Source organism: Stenotrophomonas sp. UBA7606 (assembly GCF_002477705.1).
Classification (GTDB): domain Bacteria; phylum Pseudomonadota; class Gammaproteobacteria; order Xanthomonadales; family Xanthomonadaceae; genus Stenotrophomonas.
On sequence record NZ_DLJW01000009.1, the window covers coordinates 1 to 14,315 of the forward strand.

A 14,315-nucleotide genomic window follows, 5' to 3' on the forward strand; every position below is an offset into this window, starting at 1 on the left:
GCTCTACATCTGAAGCCTCAGCCAAGCATGGCTCGGCTCTACATGTGAAGCAGAGCTCGGTTTTACCGATGCACGCTACCGATGCTCGCCGCCGGATAACGCAGGCCCGCCGCTGCATCCACCGGGAACACCGCGTCGATCCGCGCCAGGTCCTCGGCACTCAACACCACCTCCAGCGCGCCCAGGTTCTCTTCCAGGTACGGCAGACGCTTGGTGCCCGGAATCGGCACCAGGTCATCGCCCTGCGCCAATACCCAGGCCAAGGCCAACTGCCCCGGCGTCACACCCTTGTCGGCAGCAATCGCATTGACCTGCTCAACCAAAGCCAGATTCCTATCGAAGTTCTCGCCCTGGAAGCGCGGCGAGTTGCGGCGGTAATCGCCGTCCTCGAAATCGGCCGGGCTGCGGATCGCGCCGGTCAGGAAACCACGCCCCAGCGGCGAGTACGGCACGAAACCAATACCCAATTCACGCACCGTGGCCAGCACATCGTTCTGCTCCGGCTCGCGTGACCACAGCGAGTACTCGGTCTGCAGCGCGGTGATCGGATGCACCGCATGCGCGCGACGGATGGTTTCCGGCGCGGCCTCGGACAGACCCAGGTAACGCACCTTGCCCTGCTCGACCAGCCGCGCCATCGCCCCCACCGTGTCCTCGATCGGCACCTGCGGATCAACACGGTGCTGGTAGTACAGGTCGATGTGATCCACGCCAAGCCGCTGCAGGCTGGCCTCGCAGGCCGCCTGCACGTATTCCGGGCGACCATCGACACCGCGTGCCTGCGGATCATTGGCATCCAGCCGCACACCGAACTTGGTGGCTAGGAACACCTGCGCGCGACGGTCGGCAATCGCCTTGCCGACCAGCACTTCGTTGGTATGCGGGCCGTACATGTCGGCGGTATCCAGCAGCGTCACGCAGCGCTCCAGCGCGCGGTGGATCACCGCAATCGAGGCGGCGTCATCACCACGGCCGCCGTAGAACGCACTCATGCCCATGCAGCCCAGGCCAAGTGCGGAAACAACAGGACCATTGCGGCCCAGAACTCGGGTTTTCATCGGCGACTCCAACGGGGGAAAGGACGGAGGCAACTGTAGGCCCTCGCCACTATGTCAATAAAGGCGGATACTCTGCATTGACCATGAAGCCTGACTTCACAGTAGATCCCACCCTGTTGCCGGCCCTCGCGGCCTTCGCCTGCGTGGCCAGGCATGCCAGCTTCCGCCAGGCAGCCATCGAACTGGCGGTTTCGCCGTCGGCGTTGTCGCAGACCATCCGCAACCTGGAGCGCCGGCTCGGCACCCGCCTGTTGCAACGAACCACCCGCCGGGTTGGCCTGACCGAGGCCGGCCAGCGCCTGTTGCTGGACACCGCGCCGGCGCTGGCCCGGATCGGCGAGGCGCTGCATGCGGTGGAGGCCAACCGTGATGTCGCCACCGGCCAGTTGCGCATCACCGCGCCGCGTTTCGCCATCGAGCACCTGCTGCTGCCACACCTGCCCGCTTTCCACGCCGCCTACCCACAGGTGGAAGTGGAACTGTCGATGCAGGCGGCACTGGTCGATGTAGTCGGCGAAGGCTTCGATGCCGGCATCCGCCTGGGCGAGGCGCTGGCCGATGGCATGATCGCGGTGCCGCTGGGGCCGCCCATGCGCTGGACGGTGGTCGCCGCCCCGGAATACCTGCAGCGGCATGGCACGCCGCAAACGCCTGAAGCCTTGATCGGCCATGCCTGCATCCGTCACCGCAACAGCAATGGCCGGGTGATGCCCTGGGAGTTCAGCCGTGATCACCGCGACTTCACCCTCGATGTCAGCGGGCCTCTGCTGCTCAACGACAGCACGCTGGCCTTGCAGGCAGCGCGCGACGGACTTGGCCTGCTGCAGGTATTCGAAGCCATCGCCCGCGCCGACATCGACGCGGGTCGCGTGCAAGGACTGCTCGATGACTGGCAACCGCCCTATCCCGGCTTCCATCTCTATTACCCCTCGCGCGAACAACTGGCACCCAAGCTGCGCGTGTTCCTCGATTTCATGCGCGCGGCCAATGCCGCAGGCTGATCCCTGCACACTTGCAGACGGTTCGCGCTTGCCTGCATCGCCACGGCACCGCAAGCTGACAGCCTGATCCCCGCGAGTCCCCGCTTCCGGCATGCGCCGCCTCGACCGTCACCTAGGCCAGCTCTGGGCCCACGAAAAAGCCAGCTACGGGTTGCGCGTGTTCATCGCCCTCACCGCCGCCATCGCTTATGGCTGGTACGACGGCCACATCGAAGCCATCCCCGGCCTGTTCCTGGGCATCATCGCCAGCGCCATCGCCGAGACCGATGACAACTGGTGGGGCCGCACAAAATCCGTGCTGTTGTCGTTGCTGTGCTTTGCCGCTGCTGCGGCGGCGGTCATCGCGCTCTTCCCCTACCCGGTTCCCTTCATCAGCGCGTTGGCGTTGACCGCCTTCGGCCTGACCCTGCTCGGCGCGCTGGGCGAGCGTTATGCCTCCATCGGCCAGGCCACGGTGACGCTGGCGATCTACGCGATGATCGCGATGGACCAGCACCACAACGTCAGCCAGCAGCAGGCACTGCGTGAGGTGATCCCGCTGCTGGTCGGCGCCAGCTGGTATGGCCTGCTGTCGATCCTGTGGACGGCGATGTTCGCCAACCGCCCGGTACGCGAACGGCTGGCGCGGCTGTTCTTCGAGCTCGGCCACTACCTGCAGCTCAAGGCCGACCTGTTCGAGCCGGTGCGGCACGGCAATCTGGAAGCACGCCGACTGGCGCTGGCCGAGCAGAACGTGCGCGTGGTGCAGGCGCTGAACATCGCCAAGACCGCCATCCTCAGCCGCTTCGGCCGCTCTGGCCGGCCGGGCGTGCAGTCAGGCCTGTACTTCCGCCTGTACTACATGGCGCAGGACTTCCACGAGCGTGCCAGTTCTTCGCACTATCCGTATGAAGCCCTGGCCGAGGCCTTCTTCCACAGCGACGTGCTGTTCCGCTGCCGGCGGCTGCTGTCGCTGCAGGGCAAGGCCTGCCAGACGCTGGGCGAGGCCATCCGCCTGCGTCAGCCATTCGACTATGGCGAACGCACCCGCGTCGCCGGCCAGGACCTGCAGTCTTCGCTGCAATACCTGCGTGAGCAGCGCAATCCGCAGTGGACGCGCCTGCTGGGTTCGCTGCAGCTGCTGGCGGCCAACCTCACCAGCATCGAGCGGCAGCTGTCCGAAGCCGCACTGGCGGATACCCCGCTGGAAGGCATCGACACCCGCCTGCGCGATTCCTCGCCGCACACCCTGCGCGAAATGGGCACCCGCCTGCGCCAGGCCCTGACGCCAGGCTCGCTGCTGTTCCGCCATGGCGTCCGTATCGGTCTGGCGCTGATTGCCGGCTATGCCCTGCTGAAGCTGGTGCACCCGGAGAACGGTTACTGGATCCTGCTGACCATCGTCTTCGTCTGCCGGCCCAATTTTGGCGCCACCCGCCTGCGGCTGGTGCAACGTATCGCCGGCACCCTGCTCGGCCTGGGCGTGACCTGGGCCTTGATGCAGCTGTTCCCCGGCACCGGCCTGCAACTGTTGCTGGCGCTGGCAGCGGCCCTGCTGTTCTTCATCACCCGCACCGACCGCTACCTGCTGGCCACCGCCGCGATCACGGTGATGGCCTTGCTGTGCTTCAACCTGATCGGCAATGGTTTCGTGCTGATCTGGCCGCGCTTCCTCGACACCTTGATCGGCTGCGTCATCGCCGCCATCGCCTCGCTGTTGATCCTGCCCGACTGGGAAGGCCGGCGCCTGCACAAGGTGATGGCGCAGGTGGTTGCCACCGGCGCCGCCTATCTGGACGAGGTGCTGGGCCAGTACCGCAGCGGCATGCGCGACGACCTGCCCTACCGCATCGCCCGCCGCGACATGCACAACGCCGACGTCGCCTTGTCGGTAGCCTTGTCGAACATGCTGCGCGAACCCGGTTATGCACGCGGCAATCTGGATGCGGGCTTCCGCTTCCTCGCCCTGTCCAACACCTTGCTGGGCTATCTGTCAGCGTTGGGGGCGCATCGTGCACAGGCGGATGCAGTCAATGAAGATGCCCTGGTTGCAGGTGGGCATCGGCAGCTGCAGCAGTCCTTGGCTGCATTGTCTGAAGCCTTGGGCAGGCGCCAGCCGGCGGACCCGCAGGAAGACGAGATCGCACTGGCCGATGCGCTGGAGCAGATGCCGGACGAGATTGATGAGAAGTCGCGGCTGGTGCGTACCCAGCTGGCCTTGATGCTGCGACTGTTGCCGAAGCTGAGGGCGTCGGCGGAAGAAGCGATGTCGCCGGCGTAGTTGCTGTTACCCCCTCTCTTGCGCGGAGCGCAGGGGAGGGTTGGGGAGGGGTGCCGTTGATTCTGCCTTTGGCATTACCACCAAGAATGCTCCTCTTGCCGCGCTCAAATCGTGAGCAACCCGCAAGCGGAGCCATCACCCGCTTCGCGGCTTACGCCGCTCCCACGGCAGCTCGACGCACCGGCATGAAGTACACCAGCAACCCGATCACCGCGAACACACCGCCCAAGACACAGACCCCAGTCCAACCATAATGCGTCCACGCCATCGTGCTCAGCACCGAACCGCTGGCGCCGCCGATGAAATAGCAGGTCATATAGGCCGAGGTAATACGGCTGCGGGCGCTCTCATCCAACTGGTAGATCACGCTCTGGTTGTTGATATGCACCGCCTGCACGGCGATATCCAGCAGCAGTACACCGGCAATCAAGGCGCTCAACGATACCGGCGCGAACGCCAGCAACAGCCACGACAGCAGCATCATCAGCAGGCCGCCGAGCGCAACCGCACGGCCATGGCCGCGATCGGTCAGCTTGCCGGCACTGCTTGCGGCCAGCGCACCGGCCGCACCTATCAAGCCAAACAGGCCGATGCTGGCAATGGAGTAGTGATAGGCCGGGCCGGACAACAGGAAGGCCAGCGGCGTCCAGAACACGCTGAAGCCGGCGAACAACAGCGCCCCCAGCAACGAGCGCTGGCGCAGCAGCGGTTCATCGCGCAGCAGCGCAAGCACCGAGCCGAGCAGGCGCGGATAGGACAGGCTGGCGCTGGGCTGGTGGGCCGGCAGCACCCGTGCCAGCACCACCGCCAGTAGCAGCAAGGCCGCGCAGGCCACCCAGTAGATGGTGTGCCAGGAACCCAACCCGGCCAGCAGGCCCGAGGCGGTGCGCGCCAGCAGGATGCCCAGCAGCAAGCCGGCCATGATGGTGCCCACCACCCGCCCGCGGTGCTCCGGCGTGGCCAGCCCGGCGGCATGGGCAACGATCACCTGCGCCGCCACCGCGCTCAGTCCGGCCAGCGCTGTGCCGGCCAATAGCTGGGCGAAATGCGTGGCGGTGGCGCTGATGGCCAGGCCCACCGCCGCCAGCACGAACAGCCCAACGATCAGCCGCCGGCGTTCCAGCCGGTCGCCCAGCGGCACGATCAGCAACAGGCCGGCGGCATAGGCCAGCTGCGCCACCGTCACCACCCAGCCGGCCTGCCCGGGGTCGATGGCGAAGGCCTCGGCAACCAGTTGCAACAACGGCTGCGCGTAGTAGTTGCCGGCCACGATCAAGCCGGTGGCGGCGGCCAGCAGCAGGACCTGGGCCTGGCTCAGCGGGCGATGGAGGGAGGGGGCAGCAGCGCTCATCGGGGGAACCTGTGGGAAAGCGGGGGCCAGTCTGCGCGGCCCTGCGCGATGACACAAATGTATTGTTTTCATCCAACCCATCTGTTTCAGTGATGGCATGTTCACCCTGCGCCAGCTTGAGTTCGTCGTCGCGGTTGCCGAGGAAGGCGGCTTCACCGCTGCCGCCATCCGCTGCCACACCGTGCAGTCGGCCTTGAGCCACCAGATCGCACGACTGGAGGAGGCGCTGGGTACCCGCCTGTTCGAGCGCGGTGCCCGCCATGTGCGGCCAACCGCTGCTGGCGATGTGTTCCTGCTCCATGCGCGGCTCACCCTGCAGGCCGCCGCGCGCCTGCAGGAAGAAATGGCGCTCGCTCTGGGCACCGTGCGTGGACGCATCAACATCGGCCAGATCACCTCGCTCAACGTGGTCGACGTGCCGGCCCTGCTGGCCGCCTTCCGCAATGCCCACCCTGCCGTGGAAGTGCACCTGAAAGCCGGCATGAGCGATGCCCTGCTGGCCGAACTGGAACTGGGCCAGCTGGACCTGGCCCTGGTCGGCGTCGGCCCCCAGGTCAGCCTGCCCCCCCAGCACCGCTTGCTGCATGAGGAAGGGCTGTCGCTGGTGATGCCGGTCGGGCATGCACTGGCCGCCGCCGCCAGCGTGCCCTTGCAGGCTTTGCAGGGGCTGCCCCTGGCCGCACTGGTCCCGGGTGCTGGCGTCCGCCGCATGCTGGACGATGCACTACGCGAGCGTGGCATCCAGGCACAGCTGCAGTACGAGGTGACCCACAGCGAGCTGCAGCAGCAGCTGGTCGCGGCCGGGCTGGCGGTGGCGGTGGTGCCCGACAGCATGGCCACGCGCATGCAGCGCACCGTGGTGCGGCCATTGCGCGAGGCCTTCCGCTTCCGCACCTGCGCGGTATGGCGGCAGGACCCTACCCCTGCCGCACGTGCGTTGCTGGCGCTGTTGCCCAGCCCTGCGGCCTGAGCCGCCTTCGCCAATACCTGCCGGGCGGTCTGCTAATGTGCCGCGCAGCACCGAGGAGTCACGATGTCCGGCCACAACCAGTTCGCCCTGCTCACGCAGCGCCGCTTCCTCCCGTTCTTCATCGTCCAGGCGCTGGGCGCCTTCAACGACAATATCTACCGCCAGGCGATCATCGGCCTGCTGTTCTATCTGGGCGTCAGCAGCGAGGAACGCACGCTGTACACCAACCTAGCGCCGGCGCTGTTCATCCTGCCCTACTTCCTGTTCTCGGCACTTGCCGGGCAGATCGCCGAGAAGCTGGAAAAGCAGAAGCTCATCGTCATCACCACCACCATGGAGATCGTGGTGATGTCGCTGGCGGCGGTCGGCTTCCTTACCCAGAACATGCCGGTGCTGCTGGTGGCGCTGTTCTGCACCGGCCTGCAGTCCACCCTGTTCGGCCCGGTCAAATACTCGGTGCTGCCGTCCATCCTCAAGCCCGAGGAACTGACCGGCGGCAATGGCCTGGTGGAAATGGGCACGTCCATCTCCATCCTCACCGGCATGATTGCCGGCGGCATGATCTTTGCGCTGGCGGGCACCCATGGGCCAATCGTCGCCGCCGTTGCCATCATCGCGCTGGCGCTGATCGGCAACTTCACCGCCCGCATGATCCCCCGCGTGGATGCCGGCGCGCCGGACCTGAAGATCAACTGGAACCCGATCAGCGAATCGCTGGCGGTGCTGCGCCTGGCCAAGAAGCAGAAGGCGGTGCGCAATGCCATCCTCGGGGTGTCGTGGTTCTGGTTCTTCGGCACCGTGCTCACCTCGCAGCTGCCGACTTATGCGGTGGTCAACCTGGGCGGCGACGAGGTGCTGTACATCTTCGCGCTGGCATTGTTTTCGCTGGGCACCGGCGTGGGCTCGCTGCTGTGCGAGAAGCTGTCCGGGCGCATCGTCGAGATCGGCCTGGTACCGCTGGGCGCGTTCGGCATGAGCGCCTTCCTGCTGGACCTGTACTTCGCGCGTACCGGCGCGGTGACGGTGGCAGGCCTGGACGTGGCCGGCTTCGTCCAGCAGCCCGGCAGCTGTCGCATCATCATCGACCTGCTCGGCATCGGCCTGTTCACCGGCTTCTTCGTGGTGCCGCTGTTCGCGCTGATCCAGAGCCGCACGCCGAAATCGGAAATGTCGCGGGTGTTCGCCGCGCTCAACATCCAGAACTCCGGCTTCATCGTGCTGGCCGCGGTGCTGGGCCTGCTCAGCCAGCGTCTGCTGGGCTGGAGCATCCCGCAGGTGTTCCTGGCACTTGCCATCGCCAACATCGTGGTGGCGATCTACATCTTCAGCATCGTGCCCGAGTTCCTGATGCGCTTCCTCAGCTGGGTGATGGTGCGCTCACTGTACCGGCTGCGGGTCAAGGGGGTGGAAGCCAATGTGCCGGACGAAGGCGCTGCGCTGATCGTCTGCAACCATGTCAGCTACATGGACGCACTGATCCTGTCGGCGGTGATCCCGCGCCCGGCCCGCTTCGTCATGTATTACCGCATCTTCAACATTCCGGTGATGCGCTGGATCTTCAAGACCGCCAAGGCCATCCCCATCGCCAGCCCCAGGGAAGATGCCGCACTGATGCAACGCGCCTTCGACGAGGTGGATGCGGCGCTGGCCGAGGGCGAGCTGGTCTGCATCTTCCCCGAAGGCGCCCTGACCAGGGACGGCGAGATCGCCGCCTTCAAATCCGGGGTGGAGAAGATCCTCGCACGGCGCCCGGTGCCGGTCGTGCCGATGGCGCTGAAAGGCATGTGGGCCAGCATGTGGAGCCGCCGCGATACCCGCTTGGGACGCATGCGCGTACCGCGCAGGTTCCGTGCCCATATCGAGGTGGTAGCCGGGCCGCCGGTGAAGGGGGAGAACACCAGCGCGCCGGCACTGGAAGCGGCAGTGCTCAGGCTTCGTGGTGACCAAGCATAGGAATAGCTGCTTTCCAGACGTCAGAGTTCTGGCTACCCTACGCCGCAAGGCACACACGTATGGGTACGCCATGCGGTGCAGCGCCAAGGGGAGTCATGGACCAGACCACGCATAACAACACGCCCCCTGCCGTAACCGGGCCCACGGGCAACGTGCAGCAGGTGCACCACTACTACCACCCGCACAAGTCGGGCGGCGTCGCCGCGTTGCTGGAGGTGATACCGGGCCTGTTCCAGGTCTTTGGCATCGGCCACATGTATGCCGGCAACGTGGTGACCGGCCTGCTCTTCATGTTCGGCTACTGGGCGCTGGCTTTCGTCAACTTCCTGCTGTGCTTTGTCTTCATCGGCTTCATCACTTGGCCACTATGCTGGGTCGCGACCATGATCATTTCGCCGTTGATCGCGGCCAATACCTGCAAATCACGTTAACCCCCTGCTGCCCAAATCGGAGATATGGATGAACACCGTCAACACCAGCAACAGCATTCCCAACTACCTCGCGTGGTCGATCATCTCCACGGTCCTGGCTACCTGCCTGTGTTGCCCGCTGGGCCTGTTGGGCATTGTCGGTATCGTGTTTTCCACCAAGGTGAATTCGCTGCTGGCGCAGGGTGACATCGACGGTGCGCGCCGTGCGTCCAACACCGCCAAAACCTGGTGCTGGGTCACCACCGGGCTGGCCATCCTCGGCCTGGTGATCAACATCATCTATTTCGCCACCGTGGGTAGCGCCGGTTACATGGAAATGCTGCAGCAGTACCAGTAAGACCTTGGCACTGACGTTCTCACGTACCCAGAAAGTCCTGTTGGCCGGGATGGCGGTTGCCGTCCCGGCCGGCGTCTGGCTGCTGTGGAAGTTCGACCCCAACGCTGCAGGCAATCCGTTCCCCCCCTGCATGTTCTACGCCTTCACCGGGCACTATTGCATTGGCTGCGGCTTGACCCGGGCGTTGCATGCACTGGTCCACGGCGATGTGGTGCGGGCGTTTTCCTTGAACCCTCTCGGTCTCGTCACACTGGCGGTGGTGCCGCTGATGATGCTGTGGTCGGCCGGCTGGCAACCGCGCTGGCTGCAGCCTTTCATGCGCGTGGCAATGGAGCCGCGTCTGTGGCTGGTGTTATTGCCGACCTACTGGATAGCACGCAACCTTCCCTGGTTCCCCTTTACCCTGCTCGCGCCCACCTGAGAGCATTCCACTGCGGCAGCGCTCGGCGGCACCTGTCGGCCTGCGCGCCTGCAGGGTAATGCATGGCCAGCCACGACCGATGGAATGTTCGGCCCGTAGCACGGGCAAGCGCAGCGCACCCAGGCAGGTGGCGGACAGCTCGATCCCCACAGGGACTCCGATCCCCGCGTGCGCTGCGCTTACCGGCTACGCTGCCTTCAGGCTCAGCCAACCCAACCGGCGATCACCAGCATTGCCACCAGCGCCATCCACAGCAGCAGCATGCGCCAGACCACGCTCATCGCATCGCGCAACTCGGGGTAGCGCTCATCGGCCGGCAGATGGCCCGCCAGCTCTGCAGCCTCAGCTTCTTCCACCAGTTCCGCGCCAACACTGGCGCGTGCTGCCTCGGCCAGGAAGCCGTTCTGCAGTGTCCAGCGATTGCCGCCAGCGCGCCGCCATGCTGAGAACACCGTGTCGAAATTAGCAACCAGCGCCATCGACAGCGTCATCAACTGCGCCACCGGCCATTCCAGCACCGCCAAGGCCCAGTCACCGGCATTGCGTGCAGGCAGGGCCAACTGGCTTGATTGCGCGCCTTGCGTGGCCTGCGCCAACAGGCGGTACAGCAGCACACCGGCCGGGCCCAGCAGCAGGAACCAGAACAGCGGCGCAAACCAGCGGCGCAGGGCATTGACCGCAGTGGCCTCGACCAGGCTGGGCATGTCCTCACGCACGCTGCCACCGGCCGATTGCAGGTGTGACAAGGCAACCTCTCGGCGACTGCCGTCATCGGCATCGATTACCGCTTCCACATCCCGATCCAGATCGCGCGGGCCCCAGCACAGCGCCAGCATCAGCACCCCGAACAACAGCGCTGGCAGGCCATACAGCCGCCCATCCAGACTCCACTGCAGCAGTGCCACCAGCAACACCAGCGGGGCGATGGCCAGCACCAGCAGATAGGGGCGGCCCTGCTCGGCATCGCCCTGGCCCTGCAACCAGGCCAGCCACCGGCCAAACCAGCGCCAATCACGCACGGCGGACAGCAGCGCCGGGGCCAGGTGGCCCAGCACGAGTGCGGCGATGACAGCTACCAGGGTCGTGAACATGCGCTTCCTCCGGCCTGCGATTGTAGGCGCTGGCGCCGCGGCTTACCCATGATCCGGGCGGGTCCCGGGCTGCTGGCGGTACCAATGCTCCACCAGGCTGCGCGCGATCGATATCTTCGCCGGCAACAGCAGGCCCTGTCCGTCATCGGACAACTCACGCTGCAGGGCCGCGGCCACTTCTTCACGGGTGCACCAGCGCGCGTCCTCCAGCTCCCCGTCGACGGTGGGTACATCGTCATGCGCGGTGGCGGCGAAGCCGACCATCAAGGCACCGGGGAAGGGCCAGGGCTGGCTGCCCAGGTAGCGCGACGCGATCACCCGCACCCGGGTTTCCTCATAGACCTCGCGCGCCACAGTCTGCTCGAAGGTTTCCCCGGGTTCGACAAAGCCGGCCAGCACCGAGTAGCGCCGCGGCGCCCAGTTGGCCTGGCGGCCCAGCAGCAGGCGGCCGTTGTTTTCCACGGCCACGATGATCGCCGGGTCTACCCGCGGATAGTGCTCGGTGCCGCATTGCCGGCAATGGCCGATGAAGCCGGCGCGACCAAACTGGATAGCCGCGCCACACACACCGCAATAGCGGTTGCGCGAATGCCAATACGACATGCCGCGCGCATAGGAAAAGATATTGACCACCTCGGCCGGCCAGATCGTGGCGGCCTGGCGCAGGTCCACGCGGCCGGGGGCCTGCACGGTGACATTGCCGGCCTCGACCACGAACCAGGCCGTTTCCGCGCCCTTGCCCAGGTAGATCGCCGTGCCGGGGCCGCCGCCAAGTTCGCTGCCCAGGGGCAGGAAGGGTTGCTCGTCGGCATCGGCCAAGGCGCGGCCATCGGTATCCAGCACCAGTACCCGCGCCTGTGGCCACAGGGCCGCCAGCGCATCGGCGTCAACACGCAGCGTGTCACCCCGATCCAGTGCGGTCGCGGCGAAAGCGTACCCGGAGAACTTGTATTCAGCGTTTACCATCGGCAAGAGCCTGCCGCCAAAGCGCAGCCTTCGCAAGCCACCGCCTGCGGGCAATGCCCGCCTCCATGCAACTCAGACCGAGAAACTGCTACCGCAGCCGCAGGTGGTGCGGGCGTTGGGATTGCGGATGACGAACTGGGCACCGGTCAGGCTTTCGCTGTAATCGACCTCGGCCCCCATCAGGTACTGCAGGCTCAGCGGATCCACCAGCAGGGTCACGCCCTCGGTCACCACCGCCAGATCGTCCTCGGCGCGGTTCTCATCGAACTCAAAACCGTACTGGAAACCGGAACAGCCACCGCCCTGGATGTAGACCCGCAGGGCGAGCGCGTCATTGCCCTCGTCCTGGATCAGCTCACGCACCTTGGCCGCCGCCGCCGGGGTGAAGTTCAGCGGGCGGTCCAGGGACTGGTAATCAGGCGCCGGCTGGGCGCCGGGCAGGGAAATCAGCGTACTCATGCGCCCAGCATGGGGGCGCATGCAGGCGCTTTCAAGCCTCGGCGGCTTCAGCCTTGCGCGACTTGCCGCCGCTCTTTTCCTCCGGGGCCGGCAACGCGGCAACTGCGGCCGAGTGGACCAGGCGGCCATTGAGCTGGGCACCGGCGTTCATCTCCACCACCGAATAGTGAACGTTGCCGGTCACGCGCGCGGTCGGGGTCAGTTCGACCCGCTCACTGGCGTGCACATCGCCGTCCATGCGGCCACTGAGCACCACCACCGAGGCCCGCACCTCGCCTTCGACATGCCCCTGTTCGGCAAGCGTCAGCACCGCGTTGGCCCCCTCTTCGGCAACTACCTTGCCCAGGATGCGGCCTTCCACGTACAGGCCGCCGCTGAACACCACGTCGCCACGGATCACCACCTGCGGCCCGATCAGGGCGTCCACGACCAGATGGCTGTCGCGGTTGGACTTGTTACCGAACATGTTCATTCCCCTCTGCCGCTACCGGCGAGTTTCCAATCAAAAGTCTGCGTCGCGCCTCCCCCAGGCCCGGACAGGGAGACTCGCACACGTTGCGGCGTGAAATCCCGGGGCAGCATCACGCTACCGTCCAGCTGCTGGAAATAGCGGAACGAATAATCCTGGCCCGGCACGCTTTTACGCTGGTGTAGGTCGTCCCAGCTGACGGTTGTCAGCTTTCCGTCCTTCACCCCCTCCACGGAAAACCGCATCTGGCCCTGGCTGATTGCCCCGCGGTTGAGATTCTGAGTCAGCACCACGCTGTAGTGCCACGTACCAGCGGCCTCCGGGCTGAACTCAACCGAATGCGCATTCAGACCTTTGCGCTGGCTGGTCGAGCCCACCAGGCGTTCATAGAACGCCACGTCGGCGCGCAGCCCGGCAATTTCCTCGTCGCGCTCGGCCAGCGAGGTCTGCACCTCGGTGTTGGCGGCGCGGCTGATCTTGTCCGACGCCTCCAGGGTGGCCTGGCGTTGGCGCAGCTCTTCCAGCTGGCCGCGCTGCAGCTGCAGCTGCTGTTCGCTCTGCCGCAGCTTGGTGCGCAGCCCGCCGGTGTCCGGCGAGGCATAGCGCGCCGCCAGCCAGCCCACCAACACCAGCGACAGCAGCCAGGCGGCAACGACAATGGCAATGGGCACCCAGCCCGGGCGCGCGCTGGCGGTGCCCCGCGGGGTGATCTGGAAACGTGAAGGTCGGGGAGTCATGGCAGGCTCCGGCCCGCCCCGGCGAGGGACTGGGCCTATGCTCCGTCTGAAACGACGTGCCAGTGTAAACGACGCCGACGCAAGCGCGGGATGGGGCCCACGTCTGGCAATCGCTGCAGTCATGCTCGATAGTTGCGATCCTGCTCACAGTTCCCTGCCGGACCCCTCCCATGACCGAAGCCCACGTATTCGTCATCGGCATCCTGCTGGCCTGGCTGGCCGGTATCCGCGTCTACCTGACCGTGTTCGGCGTTGGCCTGGCCGGCGTCATGGGCTGGGTGGACCTGCCCCCGGCGCTGCAGGCCACCGAGTCCTGGTGGGTGCTGGGCACCTCCGGCGCCTTGGCCGTGGCCGAGTTCTTTGCCGACAAGATCCCCGGCGTGGATTCGATCTGGGATCTGCTGCAGACCCTGGCACGTGTTCCTGCCGGCGCCTTCCTGGCCGCCGCCACATTGTCGCCCGATGGCGATCTCAGCACCGGTGTGCTGGCGGCTGGCGCCGGCGTTGCGCTGGCCAGCCACGGCCTGAAGGCCGGCACCCGCGCCCTGCTCAATACCTCGCCCGAGCCCGCCAGCAACTGGGTCGCCTCGGTGGCCGAGGACAGCGTGGTGATCGGCGGCCTGGCCCTGGCCCTGGCGCATCCCTGGCTGGCGTTGATCTTCGTGCTGGGCGCCAGCATCGCCGGCGCATTGATCGTGTGGCTGGTTTGGCGCATGTTGTGGCGTGGCCTCAAGCGCATGTTCGCCGCACCCGCGGCCAGCAGCCGCGCGCCCACGCCCAGCGAACAGTCGCTGCCCCCCGCTCCTTGAAC

15 protein-coding genes are annotated in these 14,315 nt (G+C 66.2%); 8 read left to right on the plus strand and 7 right to left on the minus strand.

Translation table 11 applies throughout. The features are described 5' to 3' along the window. Positions 1 to 62: 62 nt before the first annotated feature. A complete protein-coding gene (locus B2527_RS01610; protein WP_293705779.1) occupies positions 63 to 1,058 on the minus strand; it encodes an aldo/keto reductase in 996 nt (331 codons plus the stop codon). 83 nt (positions 1,059 to 1,141) lie between these two features. Here B2527_RS01610 and B2527_RS01615 point away from each other — a divergent pair, with 83 nt between their 5' ends. Both B2527_RS01615 and yccS read left to right on the plus strand, forming a co-directional pair. Continuing rightward, the gene (locus tag B2527_RS01615) at positions 1,142 to 2,059 is read left to right on the plus strand and encodes a LysR family transcriptional regulator (RefSeq protein ID WP_293705781.1); all 918 of its coding nucleotides are present in this window, start codon (positions 1,142 to 1,144) and stop codon (positions 2,057 to 2,059) included. A gap of 91 nt (positions 2,060 to 2,150) precedes the next feature. Then, entirely contained in the window at positions 2,151 to 4,319 is a 2,169-nt protein-coding gene (yccS, locus tag B2527_RS01620) for a YccS family putative transporter (protein WP_293705783.1), read from the plus strand. A gap of 151 nt (positions 4,320 to 4,470) precedes the next feature. Here yccS and B2527_RS01625 read toward each other — a convergent pair whose 3' ends face one another. After that, positions 4,471 to 5,670 carry an MFS transporter gene (locus B2527_RS01625; protein ID WP_293705784.1) on the minus strand — a complete coding sequence of 400 codons (1,200 nt, stop codon included), beginning with the start codon at positions 5,668 to 5,670 and terminating at the stop codon, positions 4,471 to 4,473. A gap of 97 nt (positions 5,671 to 5,767) precedes the next feature. Between B2527_RS01625 and B2527_RS01630 the strand changes: the two genes are divergently transcribed. From B2527_RS01630 to B2527_RS01650, 5 genes are all read left to right on the plus strand, one after another. Next, positions 5,768 to 6,640 carry a LysR family transcriptional regulator gene (locus tag B2527_RS01630; RefSeq protein WP_293705786.1) on the plus strand — a complete coding sequence of 291 codons (873 nt, stop codon included), beginning with the start codon at positions 5,768 to 5,770 and terminating at the stop codon, positions 6,638 to 6,640. 63 nt (positions 6,641 to 6,703) lie between these two features. Then, complete coding sequence (locus tag B2527_RS01635) at positions 6,704 to 8,593, plus strand: MFS transporter (RefSeq protein ID WP_293705788.1); 1,890 nt, start codon at positions 6,704 to 6,706, stop codon at positions 8,591 to 8,593. Positions 8,594 to 8,688: 95 nt separating this feature from the next. Continuing rightward, positions 8,689 to 9,024 carry a hypothetical protein gene (locus tag B2527_RS01640; RefSeq protein WP_293705790.1) on the plus strand — a complete coding sequence of 112 codons (336 nt, stop codon included), beginning with the start codon at positions 8,689 to 8,691 and terminating at the stop codon, positions 9,022 to 9,024. A gap of 28 nt (positions 9,025 to 9,052) precedes the next feature. Continuing rightward, positions 9,053 to 9,361, plus strand: a complete 309-nt coding sequence (locus B2527_RS01645; protein ID WP_293705792.1) for a CD225/dispanin family protein — start codon at positions 9,053 to 9,055, stop codon at positions 9,359 to 9,361. Between the two features lie 49 nt (positions 9,362 to 9,410). Next, on the plus strand, positions 9,411 to 9,782 hold the full coding sequence (locus B2527_RS01650; protein WP_293705856.1) for a DUF2752 domain-containing protein: 372 nt from the start codon (positions 9,411 to 9,413) through the stop codon (positions 9,780 to 9,782). Positions 9,783 to 9,985: 203 nt separating this feature from the next. Here the strand turns inward: B2527_RS01650 and ampE are convergent, their stop codons facing one another. From ampE to B2527_RS01675, 5 genes are all read right to left on the minus strand, one after another. Next, a complete protein-coding gene (gene ampE, locus B2527_RS01655) occupies positions 9,986 to 10,873 on the minus strand; it encodes a regulatory signaling modulator protein AmpE (RefSeq protein ID WP_293705793.1) in 888 nt (295 codons plus the stop codon). A gap of 42 nt (positions 10,874 to 10,915) precedes the next feature. Further along, positions 10,916 to 11,839 carry an NAD(+) diphosphatase gene (gene nudC, locus B2527_RS01660; RefSeq protein ID WP_293705794.1) on the minus strand — a complete coding sequence of 308 codons (924 nt, stop codon included), beginning with the start codon at positions 11,837 to 11,839 and terminating at the stop codon, positions 10,916 to 10,918. Between the two features lie 72 nt (positions 11,840 to 11,911). After that, positions 11,912 to 12,298 (minus strand): iron-sulfur cluster insertion protein ErpA, encoded by a 387-nt coding sequence (erpA, locus tag B2527_RS01665; RefSeq protein WP_293705796.1) that lies wholly within the window; start codon positions 12,296 to 12,298, stop codon positions 11,912 to 11,914. Positions 12,299 to 12,329: 31 nt separating this feature from the next. After that, on the minus strand, positions 12,330 to 12,764 hold the full coding sequence (locus B2527_RS01670; protein ID WP_293705857.1) for a bactofilin family protein: 435 nt from the start codon (positions 12,762 to 12,764) through the stop codon (positions 12,330 to 12,332). A 2-nt stretch (positions 12,765 to 12,766) separates the two neighbouring features. Beyond that, positions 12,767 to 13,504 (minus strand): DUF6776 family protein, encoded by a 738-nt coding sequence (locus B2527_RS01675; protein ID WP_293705798.1) that lies wholly within the window; start codon positions 13,502 to 13,504, stop codon positions 12,767 to 12,769. A 170-nt stretch (positions 13,505 to 13,674) separates the two neighbouring features. On the opposite strand from B2527_RS01675, the gene B2527_RS01680 reads away from it, so the two are divergent. Beyond that, positions 13,675 to 14,313 (plus strand): DUF4126 domain-containing protein, encoded by a 639-nt coding sequence (locus B2527_RS01680; protein WP_293705800.1) that lies wholly within the window; start codon positions 13,675 to 13,677, stop codon positions 14,311 to 14,313. The last annotated feature ends 2 nt before the right edge of the window (positions 14,314 to 14,315 follow it).

Coding starts and splice junctions, on each gene's coding strand:
- B2527_RS01615 (WP_293705781.1), top strand. CDS start 1,142: ATGAAGCCTGACTTCACAGTAGATCCCACCCTGTTGCCGGCCCTCGCG.
- B2527_RS01610 (WP_293705779.1), bottom strand. CDS start 1,058: ATGAAAACCCGAGTTCTGGGCCGCAATGGTCCTGTTGTTTCCGCACTT.
- nudC (WP_293705794.1), bottom strand. CDS start 11,839: ATGGTAAACGCTGAATACAAGTTCTCCGGGTACGCTTTCGCCGCGACC.
- B2527_RS01650 (WP_293705856.1), top strand. CDS start 9,411: ATGGCGGTTGCCGTCCCGGCCGGCGTCTGGCTGCTGTGGAAGTTCGAC.
- B2527_RS01635 (WP_293705788.1), top strand. CDS start 6,704: ATGTCCGGCCACAACCAGTTCGCCCTGCTCACGCAGCGCCGCTTCCTC.
- B2527_RS01640 (WP_293705790.1), top strand. CDS start 8,689: ATGGACCAGACCACGCATAACAACACGCCCCCTGCCGTAACCGGGCCC.
- yccS (WP_293705783.1), top strand. CDS start 2,151: ATGCGCCGCCTCGACCGTCACCTAGGCCAGCTCTGGGCCCACGAAAAA.
- B2527_RS01625 (WP_293705784.1), bottom strand. CDS start 5,670: ATGAGCGCTGCTGCCCCCTCCCTCCATCGCCCGCTGAGCCAGGCCCAG.
- B2527_RS01680 (WP_293705800.1), top strand. CDS start 13,675: ATGACCGAAGCCCACGTATTCGTCATCGGCATCCTGCTGGCCTGGCTG.
- ampE (WP_293705793.1), bottom strand. CDS start 10,873: ATGTTCACGACCCTGGTAGCTGTCATCGCCGCACTCGTGCTGGGCCAC.
- B2527_RS01630 (WP_293705786.1), top strand. CDS start 5,768: ATGTTCACCCTGCGCCAGCTTGAGTTCGTCGTCGCGGTTGCCGAGGAA.
- erpA (WP_293705796.1), bottom strand. CDS start 12,298: ATGAGTACGCTGATTTCCCTGCCCGGCGCCCAGCCGGCGCCTGATTAC.
- B2527_RS01670 (WP_293705857.1), bottom strand. CDS start 12,764: ATGTTCGGTAACAAGTCCAACCGCGACAGCCATCTGGTCGTGGACGCC.
- B2527_RS01675 (WP_293705798.1), bottom strand. CDS start 13,504: ATGACTCCCCGACCTTCACGTTTCCAGATCACCCCGCGGGGCACCGCC.
- B2527_RS01645 (WP_293705792.1), top strand. CDS start 9,053: ATGAACACCGTCAACACCAGCAACAGCATTCCCAACTACCTCGCGTGG.